General features: G+C 72.0%; 16 protein-coding genes and 1 pseudogene. 10 read left to right on the forward strand and 7 right to left on the reverse strand.

The genetic code is table 11. The annotated features are described in order from the left end of the window. Window positions 1-51 precede the first annotated feature (51 nt). The 3 genes from ABH935_RS47570 to ABH935_RS47580 form a co-directional block, all read right to left on the reverse strand. A complete protein-coding gene (locus tag ABH935_RS47570) occupies window positions 52-807 on the reverse strand; it encodes a sugar phosphate isomerase/epimerase family protein (RefSeq protein WP_370384624.1) in 756 nt (251 codons plus the stop codon). A 91-nt stretch (window positions 808-898) separates the two neighbouring features. Next, window positions 899-1,819 carry a sugar phosphate isomerase/epimerase family protein gene (locus tag ABH935_RS47575; protein ID WP_370384625.1) on the reverse strand — a complete coding sequence of 307 codons (921 nt, stop codon included), beginning with the start codon at window positions 1,817-1,819 and terminating at the stop codon, window positions 899-901. A 2-nt stretch (window positions 1,820-1,821) separates the two neighbouring features. Beyond that, the gene (locus ABH935_RS47580; protein WP_370384626.1) at window positions 1,822-2,991 is read right to left on the reverse strand and encodes a Gfo/Idh/MocA family protein; all 1,170 of its coding nucleotides are present in this window, start codon (window positions 2,989-2,991) and stop codon (window positions 1,822-1,824) included. Between the two features lie 189 nt (window positions 2,992-3,180). Here ABH935_RS47580 and ABH935_RS47585 point away from each other — a divergent pair, with 189 nt between their 5' ends. Further along, complete coding sequence (locus ABH935_RS47585) at window positions 3,181-4,335, forward strand: ROK family protein (protein ID WP_370384627.1); 1,155 nt, start codon at window positions 3,181-3,183, stop codon at window positions 4,333-4,335. Between the two features lie 102 nt (window positions 4,336-4,437). Beyond that, complete coding sequence (locus tag ABH935_RS47590) at window positions 4,438-5,283, forward strand: DUF3626 domain-containing protein (RefSeq protein ID WP_370384628.1); 846 nt, start codon at window positions 4,438-4,440, stop codon at window positions 5,281-5,283. Between the two features lie 47 nt (window positions 5,284-5,330). On the opposite strand, the gene ABH935_RS47595 is transcribed toward ABH935_RS47590, so the two are convergent. Both ABH935_RS47595 and ABH935_RS47600 read right to left on the reverse strand, forming a co-directional pair. Next, window positions 5,331-6,371, reverse strand: coding sequence for a LacI family DNA-binding transcriptional regulator (locus ABH935_RS47595; RefSeq protein ID WP_370384629.1), 1,041 nt, complete (start codon window positions 6,369-6,371; stop codon window positions 5,331-5,333). Window positions 6,372-6,455: 84 nt separating this feature from the next. Then, window positions 6,456-6,860: a VOC family protein gene (locus tag ABH935_RS47600; protein WP_370384630.1), complete on the reverse strand. Its 405-nt coding sequence runs from the start codon at window positions 6,858-6,860 to the stop codon at window positions 6,456-6,458. Between the two features lie 37 nt (window positions 6,861-6,897). Between ABH935_RS47600 and ABH935_RS47605 the strand changes: the two genes are divergently transcribed. The 4 genes from ABH935_RS47605 to ABH935_RS47620 all read left to right on the forward strand — a co-directional run bounded on the left by ABH935_RS47605 (window position 6,898) and on the right by ABH935_RS47620 (window position 10,916). Further along, a complete protein-coding gene (locus ABH935_RS47605) occupies window positions 6,898-7,359 on the forward strand; it encodes a hypothetical protein (protein WP_370384631.1) in 462 nt (153 codons plus the stop codon). 13 nt (window positions 7,360-7,372) lie between these two features. Further along, window positions 7,373-8,524, forward strand: a complete 1,152-nt coding sequence (locus ABH935_RS47610) for a M24 family metallopeptidase (RefSeq protein ID WP_370384632.1) — start codon at window positions 7,373-7,375, stop codon at window positions 8,522-8,524. Then, entirely contained in the window at window positions 8,524-9,684 is a 1,161-nt protein-coding gene (locus tag ABH935_RS47615; protein WP_370384633.1) for an acyl-CoA dehydrogenase family protein, read from the forward strand. Before ABH935_RS47610 ends, ABH935_RS47615 begins: the two co-directional genes overlap by 1 nt. Window positions 9,685-9,851: 167 nt before the next feature. Beyond that, window positions 9,852-10,916 (forward strand): hypothetical protein, encoded by a 1,065-nt coding sequence (locus ABH935_RS47620; RefSeq protein WP_370384634.1) that lies wholly within the window; start codon window positions 9,852-9,854, stop codon window positions 10,914-10,916. 111 nt (window positions 10,917-11,027) lie between these two features. On the opposite strand, the gene ABH935_RS47625 is transcribed toward ABH935_RS47620, so the two are convergent. Further along, entirely contained in the window at window positions 11,028-12,005 is a 978-nt protein-coding gene (locus ABH935_RS47625) for a tyrosine-type recombinase/integrase (protein WP_370384635.1), read from the reverse strand. Between the two features lie 278 nt (window positions 12,006-12,283). On the opposite strand from ABH935_RS47625, the pseudogene ABH935_RS47630 reads away from it, so the two are divergent. Beyond that, window positions 12,284-12,718: pseudogene (locus tag ABH935_RS47630) on the forward strand (hypothetical protein); the annotation flags it as partial. 194 nt (window positions 12,719-12,912) lie between these two features. Here the strand turns inward: ABH935_RS47630 and ABH935_RS47635 are convergent. Continuing rightward, window positions 12,913-13,833 (reverse strand): aminoglycoside phosphotransferase family protein, encoded by a 921-nt coding sequence (locus tag ABH935_RS47635; RefSeq protein WP_370384636.1) that lies wholly within the window; start codon window positions 13,831-13,833, stop codon window positions 12,913-12,915. 56 nt (window positions 13,834-13,889) lie between these two features. Between ABH935_RS47635 and ABH935_RS47640 the strand changes: the two genes are divergently transcribed. The 3 genes from ABH935_RS47640 to ABH935_RS47650 all read left to right on the forward strand — a co-directional run bounded on the left by ABH935_RS47640 (window position 13,890) and on the right by ABH935_RS47650 (window position 18,806). Then, window positions 13,890-14,339 carry an Lrp/AsnC family transcriptional regulator gene (locus ABH935_RS47640; RefSeq protein ID WP_015793909.1) on the forward strand — a complete coding sequence of 150 codons (450 nt, stop codon included), beginning with the start codon at window positions 13,890-13,892 and terminating at the stop codon, window positions 14,337-14,339. Window positions 14,340-14,364: 25 nt separating this feature from the next. Continuing rightward, window positions 14,365-16,041, forward strand: coding sequence for an amidohydrolase (locus ABH935_RS47645; RefSeq protein ID WP_370384637.1), 1,677 nt, complete (start codon window positions 14,365-14,367; stop codon window positions 16,039-16,041). 1,535 nt (window positions 16,042-17,576) lie between these two features. Further along, a complete protein-coding gene (locus ABH935_RS47650; RefSeq protein WP_370384638.1) occupies window positions 17,577-18,806 on the forward strand; it encodes an IS110 family transposase in 1,230 nt (409 codons plus the stop codon). Window positions 18,807-19,576: the final 770 nt, after the last annotated feature.

Raw genomic sequence — 19,576 nt, forward strand, 5'->3', positions numbered from 1 at the left:
AGCCGCCGCCGCCCCCGCCGCCCCCGCTGGCCTCGCCCCCGCTGTTGTCGCTCACGCCGCCTCCAGACCGTTCACGTAGGCCAGGCTCGCGGCCAGCGCCTCGAAGATGTCCGTGGCGCACTCGTCGAACTCGATGACGCGCCAGGCGTCGCGCGGCGCGGCGGCCAGCACGGCCGGGACCGGCATCGCGCCGGTGCCGACGGCCACGTTCGGCTCGCCCTTGACGGTCGGGCCGTCCTTCACGTGCAGGGCCACCACGCGCTCGCCGAGGCGCTCCAGGACCGCCGGGGTGTCGGCGCCGCCGACGGTGGACCAGTAGGTGTCGATCTCGAACACCACCGCCGGGTCGACCAGGTCGACCAGGATCTCCAGGGCGTGCCGGCCGTCGAGGACGGGCTCGAACTCCCAGTAGTGGTTGTGGTAGCCGAAGCGCAGTCCGGCCTCGGCGGCCTTGGCCGCCAGCGCGTTCAGGGTGTCGGCGGCGTGCTTGAGGCCGTCGTGCGTCTTGAAGTCGTCCTCCGGGATGCCGGCCGGCAGGATCGCCAGGTCGGTGCCGATGGTGGCCAGGGCCTCGAACACCGGCGCCGGGTCCGGCTCGCGCAGCAGCGCCATGGCGTGCGCGCCGGAGACGCTCAGGCCCAGGTCGTCGGCCAGGGCGCGGAATCCCGCCGGGTCGTTCGTCGGATCGTAGGGCTCGACGGCGGTGAAGCCGATGTCGGCGAGGCGCTTCAGGGTGCTCTCGCGCTGGGTCGAGTCAGTCAGGTGGTCGCGGACGGAGTAGAGCTGCACGCTCGGGTTGCGGGTCATGGCCTGGCCTCGGTTAGAAGTGTTCGGCGGTTAAGCGGTTCAGCGATGGACGGCGGCGTACGCCGCGCCGGAGGTGGCGGTGGCGGCCCGGCTATCCGACGATGAGGGGCGACAGCGTGCGGTGGGCGATCTGCAGGCCCTGCTTGACCTTCTCCTCGGTGCCGCCCCACACCGGGTCCTCGTGCTCCACGCTCAGCACCCCGGTGAACCCGCCCTCGTACAGCGTGTCCACCACCCCGCTCCAGTCCACCTGGCCCAGGCCCGGGACGCGGTAGCGCCACCAGCCCTCGTCCCAGGGGTGCTCGCGGCTCAGGGTCTTGCCGAAGAAGCCGTAGCGGTCGCGCGCCAGCGGGTCCAGCTGCGTGTCCTTGGCCTGCGCGTGCGGGATGCGGTCGACGTAGGGCTTGAGCGCGGTCACCGGGTCGATGCCGATCCACAGCAGGTGCGAGGGGTCGTAGTTCAGGTACAGCCCGAGGGAGAACATCCACTCCCACAGCTCGGGGGAGTACGCCAGGTTGCCGGGGTACCCGTCGGGGTGCCAGCCCTCCATGACGCAGTTCTCGATGATGATCTTCACGCCGCGCTCGCCGGCGTAGTCGACCAGCCGCGGGAAGGTCTGCTCGGCGAGCGCGGCGTTCTCCTTCACGCTCAGTCCCGGGTGCCGGCCGATGAAGGTGCCGACGGTCTCCACGCCGAGCAGTGCCGCGGCGTCGATCGCGTGCAGCACGTGCGCGGCGATCTCCTGCCGGCGCTCCTCGTCCGGGTGGAGGTTGTTCTCGTAGTAGGCCAGCGAGGACAGCGTCAGGCCGTGCTTGGCGAACAGTTCGGTGACCTCGCCGGCCTGGCCCTCGTCGAAGTGCGCCACATCGATGTGGCTGGCCTCGAACTCCCGGCCGCCGACCTTCGGCCAGACCGCGACCTCCAGGGCGGCGTAATCGTTTTCGGCCGCCCAGGCGGCGATGTCCGCGAGCGGGACTTGGGGCAGGCAGGCGGTGAGAAAGCCGAGCTTCATCGTCAGGACACCTCGATCCAGGAGCGGTGTGCGGCCGAGGCCAGGACGGCGTCGGTGATGTGGGCGGTGCGGGCGGCGTCGGCGAAGGTCGGGAACGCCGGGACGGCCTGCGCGTCGGTCTCGGCACCCTCGGCGAACGCCCGCGGGTCCCGGATCGCGGCGTAGACGTCCGCGGTGAAGGCCGCGAAGCAGTCGCGGTAGCCCCAGGGGTGGCCGGCGGGGACCGCGTTGATCCGGTTCGCCGGCTCCGACAGCGCGTCGCGGCGGACGATCTCGGTGCGGTCCCGGCCGCCGAGCAGCAGGGACTCGGGGTTCTCGCCGTCGTAGGACACGCTGCGCTCGGCGCCGTCGATCTCGAACCAGAGCCGGTTCTTGCGGCCCGGCGAGACCTGGGAGACGACCAGGGCGCCGGTGGCGCCGCGATCGGTGCGGAACAGGACCTGGACGGCGTCTTCGGTGGTGACGGCGATCCGCTCCGTTTCCGCTGATTCCGGCGGGCTTTCGTCCCCGGATCCGGTGAAAGTCTCGCGGCCGGCCGCCGAACGCTGCGCCAGCACCGTCTGGGTGGCGGCCGTCAGCTCGCTGATCCGGTGCCCGCTGATCCATTCGACCAGGTCGCACCAGTGCGAACCGATGTCGGCGAACGCCCGGGAGGCCCCGCCGACGGCCGGGTCCACGCGCCAGTTGTTGTCCTCCGGGCGGGCCAGCCAGTCCTGCAGGTAGTGGCCGTGGATGAGCCGGATCGGGCCGAGCTCGTCGCGCCGGACCCGCTCGCGGGCCTCCACGGTCATCGGGTGGTAGCGGTAGACCAGCGGGACGGCGTTCACCAGTCCGGTGCTCGCGGCCAGCTCGACCAGGGCCTCGGAGTCCGCGCCGGTCAGCGACAGCGGCTTCTCGCAGACCACGTGCTTGCCAGCCGACAGCGCCGCCCGGACCAGGGGGCCGTGCAGGGCGTTCGGGGTGCAGACGTGGAGCACGTCGATCTCGTCGGACACCGCCAGTTCCTCGGCGGAGTCGAAGGCGCGGCCCGCTCCCACTCTGGGGGCCGCCGCCTTCGACCGCTCCGGCGTCGAGGCGGCGACGCCCACGACCGAGGCCCCGGCGCGGCGGATCGCGTCGGCGTGGACCGCCGCGACCATTCCCGCTCCGGCAATGCCCGCCCGTACCGTCATCTGCCCTCCCGAGCGCCGTTTTCCCGCCACAGGGGCCGACCCTCACCGGCCCCGGGATCGACGATATGACCGCCCTTTACGACTGACAAGAGTCATCATTAGGCTTAGTTCTGTCATAAAGAAGCGGTCGGGGATCATGGGCCGGCGGCGGTCGGGAGGGGTCTGATGAACAGTGCGGCCAGGCGGCGCATGGCGTCGCTCAGTGAGCTCGCCGGGCTGGTCGCGGACGGTGCGGCGACCACGCGCTCGGCGATCGTCGGGGCCACCGGGCTGTCCCGGGCGGCCATAGCGCAGCGCGTGGATCTGCTCATCGAGCGCGGGCTGCTGGTCGAGACCGAACCGGCGGTCACCGACCGCGGCCGGCCGCCGCTGGCGCTGGACCTGTCGGACGCGCGGATCGTCGTCGCCGGCTGCGACTTGGGGGCCACGCACAGCCGGCTCGCGGTCGCCACGCTCTCCGGGCGGGTGCTGGCCGAACGGGCCCGCTCGATCGACATCAACACCGGGCCCGACGCCGTGCTGGCCGGCGTGCGCGCCGATCTGGAGGAACTGCTCGCCGAAGCCGGGCGCCCGGCCGCGCACCTGCGGGCGGTCGGGATCGGCGTCCCGGGCCCGGTGGAGTTCGCCAGCGGCACCGTGGTGCGTCCGCCGATCATGGCCGGCTGGGACGGCTGCCGGGTGCCGGCGTTCTTCGAAGGCCGCTACGCCGCGCCGGTGCTGGTGGACAACGACGTCAACGCGATGGCCCTCGGCGAGTACACGCACCGCCAGGCCAGCCGGCACCTGCTGTACGTGAAGGTCGGGACCGGCATCGGCTGCGGCATCGTCTCCGACGGCGTCCTGCACCGCGGCGCCTCCGGCGCGGCCGGCGACATCGGGCACATCCAGCTGCCGGGGCACGAGGACGTGCTCTGCCACTGCGGAAACACCGGCTGCGTGGAGGCGGTGGCCTCCGGCGCGGCGATCGCGGCGGCGCTGCGCGCGCAGGGCGCGGACGCGGCGCGCGCCGCCGACGTGGTCCGCCTGGTCTCCGAGGGGCACGCGGCGGCCCGGCGGCAGGTGCGGCTGGCCGGGCAGCGGATCGGGGAGGTACTGGCCTCGCTGGTGTCGTTCCACAACCCGGACACGATCGTCATCGGCGGCATCCTCGCGCAGCTGCACGAGGACCTGCTCGCCGACGTCCGCGCGGTGATCTACCGGCGCGCGCTGCCCCTGGCCACGCGGAGTCTGGCGATCGAGACCTCGGTGCTGGGCGAGCGCGCCGGGATGCTGGGAGCGGTGCGGCTGGCGGCGCGGCATCTGCTGTCGGCGGAGGGGATGGCCGGGATCATCGGGGAGGTCTGAGCGGCAGGTGTGAGCGGCTGGCGTGAGCGGCTGGCGTGAGTGGCCCGCGTGAGCGGCAAATATGATCGGCCTTCGCGATCACTCGTCGGGCATACTGCCGCCATGGCAAGCCAGGGGATGTCGGAGCCGGCGCGACTGGCGGTGGCGCACGTGGCGGCGCGGTCCACGGGACCGGCGCTCGACCCGGCGCTACGCGTCACATTGAACTTCCACCCGGACCGCGGCGAGCCCCCGATCCTGGCGGCGCTGGCGGCGGCCGGGGTGTACCGCTCGCAGTTCGTCACCGGCACAAGCAACGGCGGCCTCACCGCCCACCCCGGCGGCGACCGCTGGCGCTGGGAGAGCCGCATCTTCGGCGGTGCGTACGATCGGGCCCCGGCCGAGGAACGGCCGGTCTACGGCGCGCTGAACTTCCGCGGCAAGCCGGTCGGGGCCGCACCGCGGTTCGGATCTGCGCACTTCGTCCTCAGCGCGGAGGCGGTGGAGCGCGCGACGTTCTGCTATCCGGACAGCTATCTGGAACCGGAGAACTTCGGCGTCGCGACTGCCATGGACCTGATCGGGCCGGCGCTCGCCGACACCGAGGCCGACGCCCTCGACGACTACATCGAGGCGCAGGTCCACGGCCTGGTGCGGCTCGACCAGGACGTGGAGGCGCTGGTGCTCGACCCCTGCTATCAGGGCACGGAGGTCGAGGAACTGGCGATGAAGCTGCCGTGCCGTCTGGAATGGCACCCGGGCTTCCGCCTGACACTGGAGGAGATGGCGCGCCACCCGGACTACCGCGGCCCCGAATTCGTCGAGCTGGCCCGTGAGATCGCCCCGGAAGGCCTGCTGACGCCGCGCGTGATCGGCGAGGCCGCCGCGACCGGGAAGTACGATCCGCAGGCGCTCAAGCGGGTCTGGCACTACGTCGCGCGCTTCGGGGCGCCGACCTCAGCAACCTGACAGCCCCCCCGCACGCCGATCACGCAGATCATGCTGAATCACACCGATCACGCCGAGGCCCGCACCACCAAAGCGTTCGGCAGCACCACCGACTCCGGCGCGTGCTCGCCGGCGATCTGCGCCAGCAGCGAGGCGACCATCGCGCGTGCCAGGTCTGGGAGCGGTTGGTGGATCGTGGTCAGTGGCGGCTCGGTGAGTTCGGCGACGTCCAAGTCGTCGTAGCCGACCAGCGCGACGTCCTCCGGGACCCGCCTGCCGGCTGCGCGGAGCGCTCGCAGCGCTCCGGCGGCCATCAGGTCGCTGGCGGCGAAGACGCCGTCGAGGTCTGGTTCGCGGCGCAGCAGCTCCGTCATCGCGGCTTCGCCGGAGGCCATGCTGAAGTCGCCGTGGGCGACGATGCCGGGGGCGCCGTCCAGCGCCTCGACGTAGCCCAGCAGGCGGTCCACGCCGGCGCACATGTCCGCGGGGCCGGCGATGGTGGCGATCTTCGTGCGGCCGAGGGCGCGCAGGTGCGCGGTGGCCTGGCGGGCGCCGTCGACGCTGTCGGAGTCCACGTGCGGGATCGGCAGGGGGCTCATCGGCCGGCCCATCAGGACCACCGGGAGCGCGGCCTGCGCCAGCTGCTTCAGCAACGGCTCGTCGCCGTGCAGGGACATCAGCAGCACGCCGTCGACGTGGCCGCCGAGCAGGTACCGGGTCAGACGGCGGCGCGCCGCGCCGGCCGGGGCCATCATCAGGACCAGGTGCAGGTCGGTCTCGGCCAGCGCCTTGCCGATGGCGCGGGTGATGCCGGCCAGCATCGGGTCGCTGAAGACTCGCGCCTCCGGCTCGCTGACCACCAGCGCCACCGAGCCGGTGCGGCGGGTCACCAGGGAGCGCGCGGCGCGGTTGGGGGAGTAGCCGAGTTCGGCGATGGCCGCCTCCACGGCGGCGCGGATCTCCGGGGAGACCCGCGTGCCGCCGTTGACCACCCGGGACACCGTCGCGCGGGACACCCCGGCGGCCGCCGCGACCGTCTCCAGCGTCGGCGAGGACGTGCCCCCGCCGCGCTTCTGACTCCCGGCGCTGCCCCGGCCCCCCACGCTCACATAACGCTCCCGTTGTCTTCGACGGATGCCTCGACGATCCGGCGATCCTAACGCCCACCGGCCTTCGCAGCGTGCTGCTTGGAGCTACTGGAGCTGCGCGAACAGATCCACACCGCTGCCGTCCGGATCGATGACCGACGCATAACGCTGACCCCACGGCGCGTCCCACGGCCCGCGCAGCCCGTGATACCCGGCCTCCATCAGCTCGGCGAACTTGGCGTCCACGTCGTGCGGCGCCTCGAACTGGAAACACACGGTCGTGCGCGGGCTGCCGAACGGCCGGGTCCACGCGGAGGTGAAGGACTGGATGGACTCCTCGGTGTCGAGGATCAGGCGCAGGCCCGGGCCGAGCTCGGCCTCGGCGTGGCCGTGCGCGGCGTCGGAGCCGGGGTCGAAGCCGGTGAACGTGAGGCCGAAGTGCTCATAGAAGGCGACGGACACGGGCAGGTCTGCGACGACGATGCCGATCGCGGCTGCATTCGCGCTCATGAGGCCGACGATAGTCGCGGCATGAAAGGCTGTCGCGGTGGCGAGCGGCATACGGTGGCGATGGCGGGGGCGGCAGCCGGAGCGGTGGACCGGGCTGCCGACGGCGGCGAAGACGGCGCTCGCGGTGTACGCGATCGGCTTCCTCGAAGGCGCCGCCTCGCACGTCCAGGACCTCGTCGCCGGCGGCGTCGACGCCTACGACTGGGTCTCCGGGCCGGTCCAGGTGCTCTTCTACTCGCTGGTCGTCCTGGACTCGCTCGCGGTGTACCTCGCGGTCCGGGCGCACCCCGCCGTCGTCCCGTTCGGCGTGGCGATCATGGCGGCGGACCTGCCGGCCAACTGGCACTACAACTGGGCCGGGGTCACCGCTCACCCCGCGCACATCCTCTATCTCACCCCGATGTCGCTGTTCGGCCTGTTCGTGGCCGCGGCCGCCGTGCCGCTGTGGCAGGTGTTACGTCGGCGCGCGCCCTGGCGAGCCACGCCGGACATCTCCTGATTCCTCCGCATCGATGGAACTCCGCGCGGCCACTATCCTGGCCCTCGTGACACACCACACACATGATCTGACCGACCGCCTCGCCCGCGCCCAAAAGGCTGCCGCCGAGTCCGGTATGGACGCCCTCCTGATCAGCCCTGGTGCCGACCTGCGCTACCTGACCGGGTACGAGGCGTTGCCGCTGGAGCGTCTGACCTGCCTGGTCCTGCCCGCGAGCGGCGACCCCCTGATGGTCGTGCCGGCGCTGGAGAAGCCCGCGGCCGAGGCCTCCCCGCTGGGCGGGCTCGGCCTGGACATCCTGGCCTGGGCCGAGACCGACGACCCCTATGCGCTGGTCGCCTCCCGCCTGCCCGCGGGGCTGCGGACCGTCGGCCTGGACAACCACATGTGGGCCGAGAAGGTCCTGAACTTCCGCCGGGTGCTGCCCGGCGCCGAGCAGACGCTGGCCGGCCAGGTGCTCGGCGACCTGCGGATGCGCAAGACCGCGGCGGAGGTGGAGTCCCTGCGTGCGGCGGCGGCCGCCATCGACGCCGTGCACCGCGGCGTGCCCGAGTGGCTGCGCCCGGGGCGGACCGAGCGCGAGGTGGGCCAGGACATCGCCGACGCGATCCTGGCCGCCGGGCACGCGACCGTCGACTTCGTCATCGTCGGCTCCGGCCCGAACGGCGCCTCCCCGCACCACGAGCTGTCCGACCGCGTGATCCAGGCCGGCGACCAGGTCGTCGTGGACATCGGCGGGGCCATGCCCGACGGCTACTGCTCGGACTCCACCCGCAACTACAGCCTCGGCGCGCCCTCGGCGGAGTACGCCGAGTACTTCGCGGTGCTGCTGGCCGCACAGACCGCGCAGTGCGAGGCGATCCGCCCCGGCATCACCGCCGAGGAACTGGACGCGGTCGGCCGCGACCTGATCACCGCCGCCGGCTACGGCGAGAAGTTCATCCACCGCACCGGCCACGGCATCGGCCTGGAGACGCACGAGGAGCCGTACATCGTCGCCGGCTCCGCGCGGCCCCTGGAGCCCGGCATGGCCTTCTCCGTCGAGCCCGGCATCTATCTGGCGGGCAAGCACGGCGCGCGCATCGAGGACATCGCGGTGTGCACCGCCGACGGCGGCGAGCGCCTCAACCTGACCACGCGCGAGCTCGTGGTGGTGGACATCTGATGGTCGCCGTGGAGCGGACTCTCCCCACCGATGAGTCGAGTGCCCTATTTGAGCTGGTTCAGGATCTTTGCGCCAAGGAGCTCGCGCCGCGCGCGGCCGAGTACGAGGCCGCCGAGCGCTTCCCGCGCGAGGTGTTCCGGACCCTCGGCCACGCGGGCCTGCTGGGCCTGCCGTACGACGAGCAGTACGGCGGCGGCGGTCAGCCGTATGAGGTCTATCTGCAGGTGGTCGAGGAGCTGGCGCGCCACTGGCTCACCATCGGTCTCGGCGTGTCGGTGCACTCCCTGGCCTGCTACGGCCTGGCGAACTTCGGGACCGAGGAGCAGAAGGAGAAGTGGCTGCCGGGCATGCTCGGCGGCGACCAGCTCGGCGCCTACTGCCTGTCCGAGCCGCAGTCCGGGTCCGACGCCGCGGCGCTGACCACCCGCGCGGTGCGGGACAGGGACAACAGCGGCGAGGCCTATACCGTCACCGGCACCAAAGCCTGGATCACGCACTCCGGCCACGCCGACTTCTACACCCTGATGGTGCGTACCTCCGACGACGGCGCCAAGGGTGTCAGCGCCCTGCTGGCCGAGGCCGGTACCCCGGGAATGTCGTTCGGCAAGCCCGAGAACAAGATGGGCATGCGGGGCTCGGTGACCGCGCAGGTCCTGCTGGACGGCGCGCGGGTCCCGGCCGAGCGGCTGATCGGCGTGGAGGGCCAGGGCTTCTCTATCGCGCTGTCGGCGCTGGAGGCCGGGCGGCTGGGGATCGCGGCGTGCGCGGTCGGCCTGGCGCAGGCGGCGCTGGACGCGGCGGTGGAGTACGCCAAGTCGCGGCAGCAGTTCGGGCACCCGATCGCCGAGTTCCAGGGCGTCGGCTTCATGCTCGCCGACATGGCCACCTCGGTGGCCGTCGGGCGCGCGGCCTACCTGACGGCGGCGCGGCGCCGGGACGCGGGGCTGCCGTACGGGACCGAGGCGGCGATGGCGAAGCTGTTCTGCACCGACATGGCGATGAAGGTGACCACTGACGCCGTGCAGGTCTTCGGGGGCTACGGTTACACCGCGGACTTCCCCGTCGAGCGCTATATGCGCGAGGCGAAGGTGTTGCAGATCGTCGAGGGAACCAATCAGGTGCAGCGTCTCGTTATCAGTAGGACGCTGACCCGGGCGTGACGGGCCTGATGGCGGAGTCGATGACAGGCACCGTACAAGGGAATACGTAAAAAGGCGGGCCCCGAGGAAAATCCCGGCATTCCCAGACCGGGACGAATCGGGGCCAACTGACATCTGGTCGCGGATCGTCTTATCAGTACATCGGCGGACCATGTACCGTGCTGCCCATGACGCAGCAGCCGAATCAGAACTACCCCCAGCCCGGGGGATGGGGACAGCAGCCGCCCGCGCAGCAACCGGGTGGCTGGGGACAGCAGCAGCCGGCCCAGCAGGGCGGGCAATGGGGGGGCGCTCAGCAGCCCCAGTACGGGCAGGCGCAGCCGGCCCAGCAGTACGGAGGCGGCGCCTCGTACAGCGGCGGCACCGCCGGTGGCGGGGGCTCCGCGGTCTGGGGCAAGGTCTGGGGCTTCTACGCGGCCGGCGGCCTGGCCGTGATCGCGGCCGTCGGCGTGTTCCTGGCCTGGGTCAGCGTCAAGCTGACGCTGCCGGCGGCGCTCGGCGGCCAGTCCGTCACCGACACGCTCAACGCGATCGGCTCGGCCTCGTCCTCGAAGGGCGGCTCCTCCAGCGGCGACAACGGTGTCACTCCGATCTGGGGCTGGCTGCTCCTGATCTCCGCGGTGGTGGCCGTCGCCGGCGTGGTGATGGTGGTCGTGATGAAGACCCCGCTGGCCGGCTGGATCACGGTCGGCGGCTCCGGCGGCGCACTGCTGTTCGCGGTCATCGCCACGATCTACTTCAACGGCAAGGCCGGCGACGCCAAGAAGGCCATCCTCGCCGAGAGCCCGGAGGCGGGCACCAAGTACTCGATCGGCCTGGGCATCGGCGCCTACATCGCGCTGGGCGCCGCGCTGATCGCCGTGGTGCTGGCCGTGCTGGCGCAGCTGTCGATCAACTCCGGCGGGGCCGCGGCCTCCGCGACGCCGGCCTACAACCAGCAGGCGTACCAGCAGCAGGGCTACCAGCAGCCGGCCGGCTACGCGCAGCCGGGCCAGCCGCAGGGCTACCAGGCGCCGCAGCAGCAGCCGCCGCAGCCGCAGGGCGGCTGGGGCCAGCCGCAGCCGCAGCAGGGCCAGCAGCCGCCGCAGCAGGGGCAGCAGCAGTGGGGCAACCCGCAGCCGCCGCAGCAGGGCCAGCAGCAGTGGGGCGGTTACGACCCGGCGGCCAACCAGCCGACGCAGGCGGTGCAGCCCGGCTACATGCCCGGCCAGCAGCCGCCTCAGCAGCAGTAACCACGCCAGCGCACGGGGTACCTTCAGCAGCGGCTGCTGAATCCTGCGTTTAGCACATAGGGGAGCGGCGGTCCGTGGAGTCAATCCACGGGCCGCCGCAGTTTTTTGTTTTCAGCCTTCGACGTTCTCGTCGAGTTCGACGTCTTCCTCGCGCCGTTGGCGCTCGGTGACCGCTCGCCGCAATTGCTCGAAGCGCACCGGCAGCGGGATCCAGCCGGGGGAGCCGGCCAGGTTCATGTTCGCCTCGACGACCGCGCGCGTGTAAGCGCGCTGCATGCCGCGCGGCATGAGCGGCATGCCCGGGGGTCGGCGGACGGCCTCGCCCTCGACGTTGAGGCGGCCGGCGTGGTTGGGCATGACCGAGACCCACAGTGCCTTCGGGCTGCCGTGGAGCGGTTGGACCAGCGTCTCCCGTACCTCAAGCCAGGCTTTGAGGGCGGCGCGGGTGCCGTCGGAGAGCTTGACCGTGTCGTGGACCGCTTCGCTGACCGTGCGGGCCTGCGGGCGGCGCACGACTCGCAGGGTGCTGAGGTCGTCGGCGAGGTCGGCCAGGGTCAGGGCCGCGAGTTCGCCGACGCGCGCTCCGGTGTCGAGCTCGACGCCGATCAGCGCGAACAGCCGGACCCGCGCGGCCGGCGCCCCGGCGGTCTCGGCCCGGCGGGCGAGGTAGTCGCGCAGCTGGGAGCGGGAGGGGCCGTCCACGGTCTCGCGCAGCTCCGGCAGGCCCGGGCGGTCGGCGACGGCGACCAGGATGCCGGCGTGTTCGCCGAGGATCTTCAGGCAGTCGGCGCGGATGCGCATGGAGGCGGTGGTGGCGTGCGCGTCGCCGGCCTTGGCGCGGCGCCGCAGCTCGCCGCGCGCGGCCAGGTCGAGGTAGGCCGTTATCGGGCCGGGCTGGAGCAGGTCGGCGGCGCTGTCGGCGGCGCGGAAGGGGAAGTCCTCATGGTTGCGGACCAGCGCCAGCTCCCCGGCCACCCAGCGGAGCTGGCGGGCGCGGGACTTGCTGACCTCGCGCTCGGTGATGACGCGTTCGGTCCAGGCCTCGATCGAGGCGGTGGCCGCCGGGCTCGCTTGCGGCTTCTGCGGCACGGCCGTGATCCTCTCGGGGGTTCGGTGATCAGGTGATCCGGTGGTTCGACGACTGGGTGACTCGGTGATTGGACAGATAACTGGCCCTCAGCCTGCCACATCGTGCGGCCCGACGGACGCGTGACTCACCGTAGAGCAGGGGTCTGACAGGTACCGGACACACGTGAGTGACTGCCGGGACGCACGTGAGGCTCGGTCGCCTGGCGCACCCGGGCGGACGGTGGCGCGATCCGCCGCTTCGGCTGGCATTCTGAGGACACTGACATACCGTGGTCAGTATGAGCGCGCCGCTGCTGTTCCTGGACGTCGACGGGGTCGTGCTGCCCTTCGGCGCGGAACTGGACGATATCGGAGTCGATCTCGGGGTGCGGCTGGCCGCGCTTCCCGGGGAACTGGTCTGGGCCACCGCGTGGGAACACGGAGCGAACGACGAGATCGCGCCCCGCCTGGGGCTGCCGCGGCTGCCGGTGGTGGAGTGGCAGGCCACGACGCTGGCCGAGGACGCCGTGGACATGCACTTCAACCTGCACTGGAAGACGCGGCAGATCGTGCAGTGGGCCGGCGGCCGGGACTTCGCCTGGGCCGACGACGAGGTCACCGCCGCCGACCGGGAGTGGGTCGCGGACAACCATCCGGGGCGCGCGCTGGTGCACCACGTGCGGGCGCTGCTCGGGCTGACCGGGGTGGACTTCGACGTGCTGGCGCGGTGGCTGCGGACGGTGCGGGGCGGTGAGCCGGAGCAGAGCGGTGAGCCGGAGCGGGGCGGTGATCCTGAGCAGAGCGGCGAGCCTGACGACCGCCGCCCCGCCGCGTCCTGAAACCCGCCGTGTCCTGAAGGAGCGCCTCCGGCTCCGGCCACCGGTTGCGCGGTAGCCGGCCGGGGTGCGGCCGGTTTCCGGATGGAGACTCAAGCGTCTTTCAGCAACGCGTCGATGTCGTGCCAGGAGTCTGCGACGATCCGCGGGTTGGTGCCCAGCCGCGTGTAGTACGGCAGCGCCACGAGCGCGATCGACAGGGCCCAGCCGCGTCCGCGCTCCCAGGTGTCGTCGTCCACGCCGAGCGCCGCACGGAACGCGGCCCGCGCGTCGCCCTCGAACAGGTTCCACGCCGGCAGCAGGTCGACGGCCGGGTCGCCGAGCGACGGCGCGAAGTCGATGACCGCGGCCAGCCGGCCGTCGCGGGCCAGGAGGTTGCCGCCCTGCAGGTCCGCGTGGATCCAGACCGGGGCACCGGACCAGGCCGGGGTGGCCATGACCCGGTCCCATGCCGCCAGCACCGCCGGGGCGTCGAGCGGCGCACCGAGGTCGCCGAGCTCCGCGACCATGGCGCGCACCGTCTCGTCGCGGCCGGTGATCGGGCTCCCGCGCCGTCCGGCGACCGGGGCCGGGGCGCCGGCGGTGTCGGCGGCGTGGAGAGACTTGAGGAATCCGGCGAGATCCACAGCGGCCGCCACCGGGTCGATCAGCCCCTCGGCGAGCCGCTGCCGGGTGGCGGGTTCACCGGCGATCCACGGCAGCACCGACCACGGGTACGGATACTCCGCGCTCGGTTCCCCGACCGCGAGCGGCACCGGCACGGCCAGCGGCACCCGCGCCGCGAGCCGCGGCAGCCACCGCTGTTCCCGCCGCAGCGAACCCACCGCGCCGTCGATGCGCGGCAGTCGCACGCACAGTTCCCCTCCGATGCGGAACATCGCGTTGTCCGTGCCGGTGGACTCCACGCGCCGGATCGCCAGATCGGCCCACTGCGGGAACTGTTCCGCCAGCAGCTGTCCTACCAGGGCCGCATCGATGTCGGCTTCGTCCGCATGCATCTTCGGATCAGGCATGATCCGCAGGGTATGCCGTGTAGGCGGCCGGGTGCCGCAGGATTTACGGTAAGCGCGTGGATGATATCGACAGGCACATCGTGGCGGCCCTGGTCGCCGACGGCCGGATGAGCTACACCGACCTCGGCAAGTTGATCGGGTTGTCGACCTCGGCGGTGCACCAGCGGGTGCAGAAGCTGGAGGAGCGCGGGGTGCTGCGGGGGTTCCGGGCCGTGGTGGACCCCGAGGCGCTGGGGCTGAGCCTGACGGCGTTCATCTCGGTGAAGCCGATCGACCCGGCGGCGCCGGACGACGTGCCGGACCGGCTCAAGGGCCTGGAAGAGGTCGAGGACTGCTACAGCGTGGCCGGCGACGAGAACTACATCCTGAAGGTGCGCGTCGGGACGCCCGGGCAGCTGGAGTCGCTGCTGTCCCGGATCCGGACCGCCGCCGAGGTGTCCACGCGGACCACGGTCGTGCTCTCGACGCCGTTCGAGGCGCGGATGCGGGGGACGACGCCGGCCTGAGCGGGCATACGAGACACTGTTCCGCATGACGAACACCGCCCCGTCCGACCCCGCCCTGCCCGACCCGGACCGTCCGCTCCCGGCGCGCGTGCTGCTGCGCGGCGGCGTCATCCACTCGCCGGAGGAGCCCTTCGCGACGGCGATGCTGGTCGAGGACGGCGCGGTGGCCTGGCTGGGCTCGGACAGCGCCGCGGACGTGGCGCACGCGGACTCCGTCGATGAGATCGTCGAGCTGCGCGGTGCGCTGGTGACGCCGGCGTTCGTGGACGCCCACGTGCACCTGACCTCCACCGGCCTGAACCTGCTCAGCCTGGACCTGAACGGCGCGGAGTCGCTGGCCGACGCGCTGGACCGCATCGCCGCCTTCGCCCGCGGCCTCCCGGCCGGCGCGATCTTGCGCGGCCAGGGCTGGGACGACTCGAAATGGCCTGAGCGGCGCGCGCCGACGCTGGAGGAACTGGATCGTGCGGTGGACGGCCGGCCGGCGTATCTGTCGCGGGTCGACGTGCACAGTGCGCTGGCGTCCTCGGCGCTGCTCGCCGCGGTGCCGCAGGTGCGCGGCGCGGTCGGGTTCGACGGATCGGCGCAGCTGCGGCAGCAGGCGCACCACCTGGTGCGCAAGGCCGCGTTCGACTTGATGGACGCTGCGGAGCGCGGCGCGTACCAGTCGGCGGCGCTGCGGCGGGCCGCGGAGCTGGGCATCGGCGCGGTGCACGAGTGTGGCGGCCCGGACATCAGCGGCGAGGCGGACTTCCTGCAGGCGCTGGCGGCGGGGCTGGAGCTGCGCGGCCCCGAGGTGTTCGGGTACTGGGGCGAGTTCGGCGCGGTGGAGAAGGCCTCGTTCCTCGGCGCGGTCGGCGCCGGCGGCGACCTGTTCCTGGACGGCGCGATCGGCTCGCACACCGCCTGCCTGAGCCACGCCTACGCGGACAAGGACACGCTCGGCGCCGCGTATGCGAGTGCTGAGCAGGTGGCCGCGCACGTGGTGGAGTGCACGCAGGCCGGGACGCAGGCCGGCTTCCACGTGATCGGCGACGCGGCGATGGCAACGCTGCTGGACGGCTTCGACACGGCGGCGGCGAAGGTCGGGCGGGACGCGCTGTACCGGATCGGGCACCGCGTGGAGCACGCCGAGATGATCCCGGCCGGCGGCGTCCAGCGGCTGCTGGACTTCGGGATCGTGGCCAGCGTGCAGCCGGCGTTCGACGCCGCGTGGGGCGGCGCCGCCGGCATGTATGTGGAGCGCCTGGGCGCCGAGCGCGCCCGGGCGATGAACCCCTTCGCGGAGCTGCAGAAGGCCGGCGTGCCACTGGCGTTCGGCTCCGACGCGCCGGTGACGCCGCTGGACCCCTGGGGCACGGTGCGCGCGGCGGCGTTCCACCAGACCCCGGAGCAGCGCATCTCGGTACGGGCGGCCTTCGCCGCGCACACTCGCGGCGGCTGGCGCGCGCTGGGCTCACGGGCCACGGCGACCGGCGTCCTGCGGGTCGGCGAGCCGGCGACGTACGCGGTGTGGGACGTGGCGCCGGAGGACGTGGTGGTGCAGGCCGCGGACGAGCGGCTGTCGGCGTGGTCCACGGACCCGCGCTCGGGCGTGCCGGGGCTGCCCGACCTGACGCCGGGGCGGCCGCTGCCGGCTGCTGCGCGGACGGTGGTGCGGGGGCGGATGGTGTTCGATTCGGGGCGGCTGGGGGAGGGGTAGGGCGGGGTGGGTGCGGCGGGGGTCCGGCGGGGTACGGCGCGGGTGCGGTGCTGTGGTGCTGCGGTGCTGCGGTGCTGCTGGGCGGCTGGGCGGCTGAGCTGCTGAGCTGTGGTTGGCTGGGCGGTGGGCTGCGGTTTGTTTGTAGGTTTTAAGAGCTTTTTACGGCTTCGCACGGGTTTAAGAAGGATCCGCTGGGTGGCGCAGTTCGGTTGAGCGTGGTGCGTTGCGTTGGCGGCCGCCGGTGTCCGCGTACACGACCGCGCACCGGTCCGAGTCACTGCGCACGCGTTGCGTAGGCGGCAATCGTCGGGCGTGGTGGGTGCCTGAAGTCAAGGGCAGGCGCCTCCGGCGGGGGCACTCCAGACTCTGAGGGATCCCCAACCCCCCGCGTCGGCGGCGGTCCGTGTGTTGGTCGCCGAGTCCCGGATCCCTCGTCGCTGACGTCGCCCGGAGGGAACCATCCCGGCCTGGCGGGGTAAAGCCGCATCACACGCTGCTGTGGTGCGGTCTCGTCCGGCTTGACCCCGCCAGTCCGGGCTGGTTGGCAGAGCCCGCCGACAGCGACGAGGGATCCGGGACAACCCCCACTATGTTGAAAACCGTTCACGAGGTGTCGTGTGGATGATTGAGGCTGGCCGCGATCGTCGCGTAGCTGCGGATCTGCTGCCTAGCGAGGTCGCCAGGCCCGACCGGCGGTCGGACAGCACGTGCCAGGGGCCGGATGCCCGATGTCGGACGCTGATGCCTGGTTGTCGGCTGTCTGCTGTCAGCTGAAGTTCGACGAAGGCTGAGCCGCCGAGTCAGTCCCGCGCCCAGTCACAGCTGCATCGCAGCCGCAGCGACCGGCGCTGCTAACCCGGCTACACGGCACCTCGTGAACGGTTTTCAACTAGTGGGGGTTGTCCCGGATCCCTCGTCGCTGTCGGCGGTGCTTGCACAACCAGCCCGGACTGGCGGTGTCCAGCCGGGCGTTTCGCAAGGCCAGCAGGTGTGATCCGGCTGGACACCGCCAGGCCGGGCTGGTTCCCTCCGGGCGACGTCAGCGACGAGGGATCCGGGACTCGGCGACCAACACACGGACCGCCGCCGACGCGGGGGGTTGGGGATCCCTCAGAGTCTGGAGTGCCCCCGCCGGAGGCGCCTGCCCTTGACTTCAGGCACCCACCACGCCCGACGATTGCCGCCTACGCAACGCGTGCGCAGTGACTCGGACCGGTGCGCGGTCGTGGACACGAACACCGGCGGCCGCCAACGCAGCGCACCACGCTCAACCGAACTGCGCCACCCAGCGGATCCTAATGACTTCTGGGAGTCGGCTATCGGGCAGACTCCCGGATGAACAGCCGCCGACGGGTGAGCACTCGTGGATCCAGGACATCAAGTCCTGTTAGAAGATCGTGCCCTTGTCGGTTGGCCGGGAGAGTTGATCGCTGATGGGATGTCGTGCCCGCCTGTGTGGGGCGTGAGCACTGGTTCATTAGGTCGCTGATAGTTCTCCCGCAGGCTGATGATCGGTATCGGAGCGTGGAGGGGCGATGCGACTGTTCGTTGGGGATGACTGGGCCGAGGACCATCACGATGTGGAGCTGATGGACGAGCGCGGCAAGCGGCTGGCCAAGGCCCGGCTGCCCGAGGGCGTGGCCGGAATCGCCAGATTGCACCGGATGGTTGCCGAGCAGATCGGCGAACGGGGCGAAGACGACGACACCGAAGTCGTGGTCGGGATCGAGACCGACCGCGGCCCATGGGTGCTGGCGCTGCTGGCCGCCGGATACACGGTGCTGGCAGTGAACCCGCTGGCCGCGGCTCGTTACCGGCAGCGGCGGGCGGTGTCCGGGGCCAAGAGCGACACGGCGGACGCGCACATGCTGGCCGACATGGTCCGCACTGACGGCCACCAGCTGCGGCCGGTGGCCGGCGACTCCGAACAGGCCGAGGCGATCAAGGTGGTCACCCGAGCGCACAAGACGCTGATCTGGGAACGCACCCGGCACACCCAACGGCTGCGGCACGCGTTGCGGGACTTCTTCCCCGCCGCACTGGCGGCCTTCGAGGACCTCGACGCCCCGGACACCCTGGAGCTGCTGGCCAAGGCACCGGACCCGGTCTCGGCTGCGCGACTGTCCCGGTCACAGATCGCCGCCGCGCTCAAACGGGCCCGGCGCCGCGACGTGGAGGCCAAGGCGGTCCGGATCCAGGAAGCACTGCGGGCTGCGCACCTGGGCCAGCCGCCGGCGGTCACCGCCGCCTACGCCGCCACCGTGCGCGCCCTGACCGCCGTGATCGCGACCGTCGACGCGCAGGTGGCAGCCCTGACTCAGGAGATCGACTCCCATTTTGGGCAGCACCCGGCCGCTAGGATCATCGTCTCCCAGCCCGGGCTGGGACCGATCATCGGCGCCCGGGTGCTGGCAGAGTTCGGCGATGACCCTGACCGCTACGCCAGCGCCAAGGCCCGTAGAAACTACGCGGCGACCTCCCCGATCACCCGCGCTTCAGGCAAGAAACGCGTGGTCGCCGCCCGCTACGTGCACAACGACCGGCTCATCGACGCGTTGATGTCCCAAGCATCCAAGGCCATCAACTGCTCGCCCGGCGCCCGCGCCTACTACAACAAGCAGCGCAGCCGCGGCGCCGGTTACAACGCCGCACTGCGCCAGGTCGCCAACCGGCTCGTCGGCATCCTGCACGGCTGCCTGAAGACCGGCACCCTCTACGACGAAACCACCGCCTGGGCAAACCATGCCGAAACCACCGCTTCTTGACACCACCAACTCCAGGGATGTCTTCTTAAACCAGTGCGAAGCCGTAAAAAAGCCTGTAAACCACAGACAAACCGCCACCTGCCCACGACAGTTCCCCCAGCTCACACCCGGAATCGCTCAGTCGCATCCTCACGAACCCGACGCCACAGCCGAACCACATCCTCCGCCGCCGCCCCGCCGCCCCGCCGCCCCGCCGCCCCGCCGCCATGTCGTGCCGATGTCTCGTGGCCCCGTGGCCCCGTCGCCGTCTCCCGCCGTCGCCGTGTCGCGCCGTCACCCCGCCGCCCAGCCATCCCGCCCAGCCATCCCGCCGCCCCGCCCGCCCCCCCGCCGCGTTGAGGTGTCCCCCCACCGCCCCGCCGCACCACACCCCGCCCCTTCGCCACAGTTCGCCCGCAAATATCCCCCACGCCCTTCCGAGTGATCGTCGCCGCCCGCGCCCGCATTCGCCGCCCCCGCCTGACCTGCGCCTTTGTCGCGTTCGCGCAGGCCACGACTGGTCGGATCACTGGTTGACAGGAGTCCCTGGAGTCCGGGTAGCGTCGGTGACCACGTCCACCGGCCGCACGCGTCGCACGGTGTTCTTGTCTCGCCGCGGTGCGATCCGGCGCCGGGGCGACTCGACGGGGGCACGGCGGCGGATGCGGCGAAAGATGGTGGGTCTTCACCGGGAACCCGGCGGATCCAGTAGACAACGGCGTGCGGGACTCGCAACCAACGGGTCCGCAGCCGGTCCGAAGGGTGCCGCCGGGTTTTCGCGTGCCCGGGCC

Source organism: Catenulispora sp. GAS73, assembly GCF_041262085.1.
In the GTDB taxonomy this organism is placed as follows: domain Bacteria; phylum Actinomycetota; class Actinomycetes; order Streptomycetales; family Catenulisporaceae; genus Catenulispora.

Bases quoted from the DNA above. Each gene is read 5' to 3' on its own strand.
- ABH935_RS47570 (WP_370384624.1), bottom strand. From the start codon at position 807: ATGACCCGCAACCCGAGCGTGCAGCTCTACTCCGTCCGCGACCACCTG.
- ABH935_RS47575 (WP_370384625.1), bottom strand. From the start codon at position 1,819: ATGAAGCTCGGCTTTCTCACCGCCTGCCTGCCCCAAGTCCCGCTCGCG.
- ABH935_RS47580 (WP_370384626.1), bottom strand. From the start codon at position 2,991: ATGACGGTACGGGCGGGCATTGCCGGAGCGGGAATGGTCGCGGCGGTC.
- ABH935_RS47585 (WP_370384627.1), top strand. From the start codon at position 3,181: ATGGCGTCGCTCAGTGAGCTCGCCGGGCTGGTCGCGGACGGTGCGGCG.
- ABH935_RS47590 (WP_370384628.1), top strand. From the start codon at position 4,438: ATGGCAAGCCAGGGGATGTCGGAGCCGGCGCGACTGGCGGTGGCGCAC.
- ABH935_RS47600 (WP_370384630.1), bottom strand. From the start codon at position 6,860: ATGAGCGCGAATGCAGCCGCGATCGGCATCGTCGTCGCAGACCTGCCC.
- ABH935_RS47610 (WP_370384632.1), top strand. From the start codon at position 7,373: ATGGAACTCCGCGCGGCCACTATCCTGGCCCTCGTGACACACCACACA.
- ABH935_RS47615 (WP_370384633.1), top strand. From the start codon at position 8,524: ATGGTCGCCGTGGAGCGGACTCTCCCCACCGATGAGTCGAGTGCCCTA.
- ABH935_RS47620 (WP_370384634.1), top strand. From the start codon at position 9,852: ATGACGCAGCAGCCGAATCAGAACTACCCCCAGCCCGGGGGATGGGGA.
- ABH935_RS47635 (WP_370384636.1), bottom strand. From the start codon at position 13,833: ATGCCTGATCCGAAGATGCATGCGGACGAAGCCGACATCGATGCGGCC.
- ABH935_RS47645 (WP_370384637.1), top strand. From the start codon at position 14,365: ATGACGAACACCGCCCCGTCCGACCCCGCCCTGCCCGACCCGGACCGT.
- ABH935_RS47650 (WP_370384638.1), top strand. From the start codon at position 17,577: ATGCGACTGTTCGTTGGGGATGACTGGGCCGAGGACCATCACGATGTG.